General features: G+C 53.9%; 1 protein-coding gene. It reads right to left on the minus strand.

Annotation, left to right across the window (positions count from 1 at the left end; all coding sequences use genetic code 11):
* On the minus strand, nt 1-1,115 hold a 1,115-nt coding region (locus Q0257_RS09635; RefSeq protein ID WP_298024424.1), incomplete at both ends, for an FAD-dependent oxidoreductase.

Genomic DNA, 1,115 nt, shown 5'->3' on the forward strand with positions numbered 1-1,115 from the left:
CCTCCGATCTTGCTAAAATCGATCTGCGGCGGGATCGCGACGCCAAGCAGCCCCTTCATCCTCTCGACCTCGGCGCGCTGCATCGCGATGTAGAAATGATACTTGCACTGCGTTAAAATTTCATCCAAAACCTCATCGCTAAAGCCCTCAAAATGCGGCGCCAAAGCAAGCAGACCCGCCTTTGAAAAGCCGCTTTTGGCTACGATTTTTTGCAAGCTACAGCTTTGCGAAATTGGCTCTGCGCCGATACTTTGCAGTAGGCTAAGCGTCTGTTTTGAAGGGGTAATCTGCGTTTTTAGCAAAAATTCCATTCCGCTTTCCACATCAAGCTTAAACTTGCGCGCCCGCTCGTAGTTTGCCTCGTCTAAAAGCCCAATCTCGCGGCCGTATTCGCTTAGGCGCAGCACGGCGTTGCCCTCGCGCAGCAGCAGGCGAAATTCCGCACGCGAAGTAAACATTCGGTAAGGCTCGTTCGTGCCCTTGGCGACGAGATCATCGATCAAAACGCCGATATACGCCTCATCCCTACGCAAAATCAAAGGCTGCCGCCCGCGCAAATCAAGCACGGCGTTGATGCCCGCCATCAGCCCCTGCGCCGCGGCCTCCTCGTAGCCGGTGGTGCCGTTGATCTGGCCTGCCAAAAACAGCCCGCGGATTTTTTTGGTCTCGAGGCTGTGTTTAAGCTCGGTAGGATCGATAAAATCGTACTCGATCGCATAGCCCGGGCGAACGATTTTGGCATTTTCAAAGCCCCTGATCGTGCGCAGAAACGCAATCTGTACGTCATAAGGAAGGCTCGTAGAGAGGCCGTTTACGTAATACTCCGTAGCCTCGCGCGTCTGCGGCTCGACGAAGACGTGGTGACGGTCGCGATTTGGGAATTCATAAATTTTAGTCTCGATGCTCGGGCAATAGCGCGGGCCGGTGCTTGAAATTTGCCCCGTAAACATCGGCGCACGAGCAAAATTTTCGCGGATGATCTCGTGCGTGCACTCGTTCGTATAAGCAATAAAGCAAGCAAGCTGCTTCGGCGCAAAATTTTTGCTGCGAAAGCTGAAAGGGCGCGGATCCGCGTCGCCCTCTTGGCGCTCAAGCACGCTAAAATCGATCGTCTT

The organism is uncultured Campylobacter sp. (genome assembly GCF_938018035.1).
Classification (GTDB): Bacteria; Campylobacterota; Campylobacteria; order Campylobacterales; family Campylobacteraceae; genus Campylobacter_B.